We start from the raw sequence: 5,575 nt of genomic DNA, 5'->3' as shown, positions 1-5,575 counted from the left end.
CGCGAACACCAGATCGCGAGGCGGCACGACGCCAGCGCGACGAAACTGCCGGGCGGTCACGATCATCATGCCGACCATGTCCTTCATGTCGACCGCGCCGCGGCCCCAGACGTAGCCGTCTTCGACCGCGCCGGAGAACGGGTGCACGCTCCACTCGGCCGGCTCGGCGGGCACCACGTCGAGATGCCCGTGGATCAGCAGCGCGCCGCGCGAGTTATCGGCGCCCTTGAGGCGCGCGAACACATTGCCACGACCCGGCGCGCCGGACTCCACATATTCGACCTGGTAACCGACCTCTTCCAATTGACCGGCAACCCAATGGGCACATTCGGCCTCCCCCTTGGTGGTTTCCAGATCGCCGGTGTTGGTGGTGTCAAACCTGATCAGCCTGCTGACAACGTCCACCACATCGTCCGCGTCGTCCGCGGGCGGGTCGGTTGTCGCCGTCACAGTTCCCTTTCCTACCATTTCCTAGCTTTGCGGCCGTCGCGGCCGCGCGGCGTACACCTCGCGTACCCGCAAACGGGGCGGCCGCCACAAGCGGCCGGGCAGGTTTGGGCGGGAGCGGACCGATCCGATAGCCTTAGCTGCCAATTAATTGGCTTGGGTCCGAGTGGCGGAATGGCAGACGCGCTAGCTTGAGGTGCTAGTGCCCTATTACTGGGCGTGGGGGTTCAAGTCCCCCCTCGGACACCCACGAACGCCGTTGTGGTGCAACGTGTTATGTCCGCGAATCGGGTGACGTTCGGCTACTCGGCGGCGCCGAAATTGCGACGAAGCGTCTCCCCGTTGGGCTTTCCGCCCAACGCGGCAGATATCTGATCCCAGGACCAGTCAGCGGCACGGGCCTCCCGCACGGCCAACTCGATAGCCTTTTGCGCGATGCGCCTGGCGTCGCTGGCGGCTTCGATCAACTCTTCAACAGATGTCGTCATGCCCTAAATCGTGCCATATTTTGTGCCACGATTCAAGGGTGGATCGGCTGGTGCCAGGTTTCCCGGTATGCCCACACGGGAAGCCCAACGTCGGAATGCGCACGGACCGGCCCCGTGTGGCGACACCGGTCGTAAGCTGCGACTTAGCAATTTGGACAACGGCGAAGTGCGATGCATGAATCGACCCGGTCATTTTCTGCGGCGAACCTCCCGACGTACGTTCCGCGACCGTCGGGAAGCTGGTTATGTGCTGGCTGAGGAGTTGGGGGCCTACCACGACAAGGCCGGGTTGCTGGTCCTTGGGCTGGCGCGCGGCGGCGTTCCGGTCGCCTGGGAGGTCGCCGCGGCCCTGCACGCGGAGTTGGACGTGTTCCTGGTGCGAAAGCTGGGCGTGCCGGGGTGGTCGGAACTGGCGATGGGTGCGCTGGCCAGCGGCGGCGGCGTGGTCATGAACGACAATGTGGTGTCGAATCTCCGCATCAGCGACGAGCAGGTGCGCGAGGTCATCGACCGCGAAACGATCGAGCTCGACCGGCGGGAGCGTGCCTATCGGGGCGGACGGCCCGTCGCCGATCCGCGCGGCAAGACCGTGATTTTGGTCGATGACGGGATCGCCACCGGCGCGAGCATGCTTGCCGGACTGCGGGCGCTGCGCGCCAGTAGTCCGGAATCGATTGTCGTCGCTGTTCCGGTGGGGCCGCAATCAGCCTGCGAGGAGCTGGCACGGGAAGCCGACGAGGTCGTATGCGCAACCATGCCAACAGATTTCGAGGCGGTCGGACAGGTTTTCGCCGACTTCCATCAAGTCACCGATGACGAGGTCCGCGAACTGCTCGCCACACCGCCCTGGGCGGTTGAGTCCTAACGGGTGTTGTGGTCGTCGCTGACGCTATCTGCTTCGTCCGCTTCGGATTCCGGCTCCGGTGTGGAAGTGTCGTCGCCCTCGTCGACGGTGTCTTCGGGGTAGTCGGCGGCCTCTTCGCCACCCGGCTCATGGTCGTCGGCTGGACCGGATGATTTGGTGGGCGAACCGGCCTCGCGTCGCTGACGCTCCCGTAGCGCGTCGACAATGAGCAGCACCACGCCCAACACGCTCGCACCGATGCAGACCCAGGCCACCAGCTCATTGCTGGTGACAACCGCGAACACCAACGCGGCAAGACCTATTACCGCTAGGACCAGCGCAATTATCAGCATCGGTAAACCTCTCCAGCCGAAGGGGCGGCATCGCCAACACTGCAGGATAGCGACGGCCAGTCATGGATTGCCGCAGCCCCTGGCCGAGTTAGTTATTACCTCGATTGAACTGGTTAAACGCGGCGGCGTCATTGTTGGCGCTGGAGTCGACCGGCGCCGCCGATCCGCGCTGGCCGAGCTCTTCGAGCTGGGACTCCAGATATGTCTTCAGCCGGGTGCGGTATTCGCGTTCAAACGTGCGCAGCTGTTCGAGGCGACCCTCGAGCACCGTGCGCTGCTGGTTGATCGTGCCCATGATCTCGGAGTGCTTGCGCTCGGCATCGGCTTGCAACGCATCGGCTTTCTCCTGGGCCTGGCGCAGCTGGGTCTCGGAGCGGGTTTGCGCATCGGCCAGCATCGCGTCGGCGCGCTGCCGGGCCTCGGCGACGGTGGTCTCCGCCTCACGACGCGCATCGCTGACGATCTGGTCGGCATTGGCCCGGGCGTCAGCCAGTAGCTTGTCCGACTCCGCCTTGGCCGTGCCGGTCAACCGGTCGGCGGTGTCTTGGGCAAGGCTGAGCACACGCGCCGCCTTCAACGCCTGCTCTTCGCCGAGGGCAGCTGCCGCCGCAGGCTGGGGGGCCGGCTGCGGGGCGGGCTGCGGTGGCTTGACGGGCTCGGGCTCGGGCTCGCGCAGCGGAATGGCTTGGGTGGCTTGGGCACTCGTGCCTCCGCCGGACCGGGCACCAGCCAGCTCCTGGTCCAGCTCGTTGACCCGCTGACGCAGGTCGGAGTTCTCCTCGATGAGCCGAGTCAGCTCATTTTCTACGAGGTCGAGGAAAGCGTCGACCTCGTCTTCGTTGTAACCACGCTTGCCGATCGGCGGCTTACTGAACGCCACATTGTGGACGTCTGCGGGTGTCAGCGGCATTCTTAGCCCCCTTGAGTGTGGACGGTCAAACCGACCAGGAAAGTGTAAGTCGGGATGAACGTTGTGGTAGCCATACTGCAACTGCCGCCCATCCTGTCACACCAGACCCGGCGGTTGCCGAATCGCCCGATAATTAAGACCGAATTTCAAAGATTAAGAGTTGACAAATCGGCGGCGTAAGCCAACGAAATGCGGCCCGGCAAACCCTTCAAGGCCCGCAGCTGACCGCCGCAGTGGGTGCGTCGGCGGATTCAGGCGTGGTAGTCCAGCGCCATTGTCATCCCGATAAAGGCCACCAGCAGCAGCACCATGATGGACAGGTCAAAACGCACAGCACCGACAGTGAGCTGCGGTATCAGCCGGCGTAGCAGCTTCACCGGCGGGTCGGTGACCGACAGGATGATCTCGAGAATGACCACGGTTGCGCCCCGCGGGTGCCAGTCCCGGCTGAACGATCGGATGAACTCGACGACGACGCGAGCGATCAGCAACAGCCAGAAGATGAACAGCGCAAAACCAACGATGTGCACAAACAGCGTCAACGAGAGCCCGACCTTAGTAATGGAGAAGCTGTGACTTTGATGACAGCCCCGGCTGCGGCCAGCACGGCAACGCCCAGCCTACCCACTCGAACAGCCGATACCCATGGCTCCAGCAACCCGGACCGCCGGTAGGCGGACCGGTCGGGCGGCTACTGGTATGCGTAAAAGCCGGTCTCGGCGATGCGCCGCCGCTCCTCGGGCGAGACGTCGACGTCGGCGGGTGAGAGCAAAAACACCTTGGTGGCGACCTTGTCGAACGAACCACGCAGCGCGAAAGCCAATCCCGCCGCAAAGTCGACCAGCCGCTTTGCGTCGGCGTTGTCCATCGAGACCAAGTCCATGATCACCGGGGTGCCGTCACGGAAGCGCTCCCCGATGGTGCGGGCCTCGCTGTAGTCCTTGGGCCGCAACGTGGTGATTTTCGACAGTGGGCTGCTCTCGTCGAACAGCATCGCCATCCGGCGCGGATCCATCGCGAGGGCGCCGCGGGTGGAGCCCCGCAGTGACCCGAAGCGAGGCCGGGCCAGGTCGCCGCGGTCGTATTCGTGAGCCCGGAACCGGGGTTCGTCGGGGTAGCCGCCGCGATAGCCGGCCGACGCGAAGTCGCCGGGCTCGCCGCGCGGATCGTCGTAGTCGCGCCCGTCATAACGGCCGTACCTATCGTCGGCAAACCGCTGCCGCGGGTAGCCGCCCTCAGTTGGGGCGTGGTCGTCGTAGTACTCGTCGTCGTAGTCCTCCATGGGAGCCATACCGAAGTAGGCCTTGACCTTATGCAGTGTGCTCATCGCCTGGACCCCTTCTAGGCTCTGCGAGTTTCGGTGTCTGTGATGAAGATGTGACTGGAGTGACTAATTAGGTGACGGTAGCGGTCTCCTGCCCAATAACGCGGTACCGACACGCACACACGTCGAACCATGTTTGACCGCCGTTTCGAGGTCGTTGGACATCCCGGCCGACAATCCGACCGCGTTCGGATGGGCTTGGCGTACCCGCTGGTGCTCCGACTCCAGCCGCGCGAACGCCGTATCGGGGTCCCAGTCCAGCGGCGGGATGCCCATCAGCCCAACCAGTTCGAGCGATTCGGCGGCTGCGACCTGCGCACAGATGTCATCGACGCCCCCCGGGTCGGAGACGTCGACACCTCCTCGGGACACGTCGCCGTCCAGGCTGATCTGAACGTAGACCCGCAGCGGGTTGTCTCGACGTCCCTCGCTGCGTACCGCCGCCACAGCCCGGTCCAGCGCCCGCACTACCCGGGTGGTGCTGATCGAGTGGGCGGTGTGCGCCCAGTTGGCCAACGACCGGGCTTTGTTGCGCTGGATCTGACCCACCATGTGCCAGTACGGATGCGGCGTCGAATCGCCCAGCAACCTTGCGACTTCGCCTGCCTTTGCCGCCGCCTCCTGCTCGCGGGATTCGCCGAAGGCGGCGCATCCCAAACTCGACAAAATCGCCACATCGGTTGCTGGAAAGAATTTGGTAATGGGCAGAAGTTGAATTTCATCGACTTTGCGGCCGGCCACTTCCGCGGCAGCCGTGAGTCGCGATCGAAGCGCTGTCAAAGCGTCGGCTAATTCCGATTCCCGCTCGGGTCGCGAAGTTAGTTTTACCCCCACTCGACAGTCCTGGTTCATTCGATCCACACGACCGATGCCAGTCGCCCGGTCGGAGCGCCTCGACGATGACTGAACAGGTTGACGTCATCGACCGTGCAGCGTGGGTCGACATCGATGGCTGTGACGCCCAAAGTCTGTAGCTGGCGGGCGATTCCAGCGCGCAGGTCTAGCCCGGGCGTGCCGGCTGTGGTGGTGGTGCGACTGCCAGGCAGCGCCGCCTCGACCTCATCGGCCATCTCCGCGGGCACTTCGTAGTTGCGGCCACTGATCGCCGGGCCCAGCAGCGCCGAGATGTCGGGTTCGTGCGCGCCGGCGGCCACCATGGCCTCAATCGTGCGGGCCACCACGCCGTCGCGCGCTCCGACACGACCGGCG

8 protein-coding genes, 1 tRNA gene and 1 pseudogene are annotated in these 5,575 nt (G+C 64.6%); 2 read left to right on the top strand and 8 right to left on the bottom strand.

The features are described from left to right. The coding region (locus tag WB785_RS15875; RefSeq protein WP_424080278.1) for a M20/M25/M40 family metallo-hydrolase at positions 1-468 on the bottom strand (468 nt) is incomplete at its 3' end. Between the two features lie 139 nt (positions 469-607). Between WB785_RS15875 and WB785_RS15870 the strand changes: the two genes are divergently transcribed. Beyond that, positions 608-693 (top strand) — tRNA-Leu (locus WB785_RS15870). 56 nt (positions 694-749) lie between these two features. On the opposite strand, the gene WB785_RS15865 is transcribed toward WB785_RS15870, so the two are convergent. Further along, a complete protein-coding gene (locus WB785_RS15865; RefSeq protein WP_424080277.1) occupies positions 750-935 on the bottom strand; it encodes a hypothetical protein in 186 nt (61 codons plus the stop codon). A 163-nt stretch (positions 936-1,098) separates the two neighbouring features. Between WB785_RS15865 and WB785_RS15860 the strand changes: the two are divergent. Then, positions 1,099-1,800, top strand: a pseudogene (locus WB785_RS15860) (phosphoribosyltransferase); the annotation flags it as partial. Here WB785_RS15860 and WB785_RS15855 read toward each other — a convergent pair. The 6 genes from WB785_RS15855 to WB785_RS15830 form a co-directional block, all read right to left on the bottom strand. After that, positions 1,797-2,132: a hypothetical protein gene (locus WB785_RS15855; protein ID WP_424080276.1), complete on the bottom strand. Its 336-nt coding sequence runs from the start codon at positions 2,130-2,132 to the stop codon at positions 1,797-1,799. The pseudogene WB785_RS15860 and the gene WB785_RS15855 sit on opposite strands and share 4 nt — an antisense overlap. 88 nt (positions 2,133-2,220) lie before the next feature. Then, a complete protein-coding gene (locus WB785_RS15850; RefSeq protein ID WP_424080275.1) occupies positions 2,221-3,042 on the bottom strand; it encodes a DivIVA domain-containing protein in 822 nt (273 codons plus the stop codon). Between the two features lie 251 nt (positions 3,043-3,293). Continuing rightward, complete coding sequence (locus tag WB785_RS15845) at positions 3,294-3,584, bottom strand: YggT family protein (RefSeq protein ID WP_424080274.1); 291 nt, start codon at positions 3,582-3,584, stop codon at positions 3,294-3,296. 149 nt (positions 3,585-3,733) lie between these two features. After that, positions 3,734-4,369 carry a cell division protein SepF gene (locus tag WB785_RS15840; RefSeq protein ID WP_424080273.1) on the bottom strand — a complete coding sequence of 212 codons (636 nt, stop codon included), beginning with the start codon at positions 4,367-4,369 and terminating at the stop codon, positions 3,734-3,736. Between the two features lie 63 nt (positions 4,370-4,432). Continuing rightward, positions 4,433-5,218, bottom strand: a complete 786-nt coding sequence (locus WB785_RS15835) for a YggS family pyridoxal phosphate-dependent enzyme (protein ID WP_424080272.1) — start codon at positions 5,216-5,218, stop codon at positions 4,433-4,435. Next, positions 5,215-5,575: laccase domain-containing protein (locus WB785_RS15830; protein WP_424080271.1), on the bottom strand; the 361-nt coding region annotated here is incomplete at its 5' end. The genes WB785_RS15830 and WB785_RS15835, both read right to left, overlap by 4 nt.

It is taken from the genome of Mycobacterium sp., from assembly GCF_049585075.1.
GTDB lineage: Bacteria > Actinomycetota > Actinomycetes > Mycobacteriales > Mycobacteriaceae > Mycobacterium.
The sequence above is the reverse complement of the archived record's forward strand: the minus strand, read 5'-3'. Positions and strand labels throughout refer to the sequence as shown.

Coding starts and splice junctions, on each gene's coding strand:
- WB785_RS15865 (WP_424080277.1), bottom strand. CDS start 935: ATGACGACATCTGTTGAAGAGTTGATCGAAGCCGCCAGCGACGCCAGG.
- WB785_RS15855 (WP_424080276.1), bottom strand. CDS start 2,132: ATGCTGATAATTGCGCTGGTCCTAGCGGTAATAGGTCTTGCCGCGTTG.
- WB785_RS15850 (WP_424080275.1), bottom strand. CDS start 3,042: ATGCCGCTGACACCCGCAGACGTCCACAATGTGGCGTTCAGTAAGCCG.
- WB785_RS15840 (WP_424080273.1), bottom strand. CDS start 4,369: ATGAGCACACTGCATAAGGTCAAGGCCTACTTCGGTATGGCTCCCATG.
- WB785_RS15835 (WP_424080272.1), bottom strand. CDS start 5,218: ATGAACCAGGACTGTCGAGTGGGGGTAAAACTAACTTCGCGACCCGAG.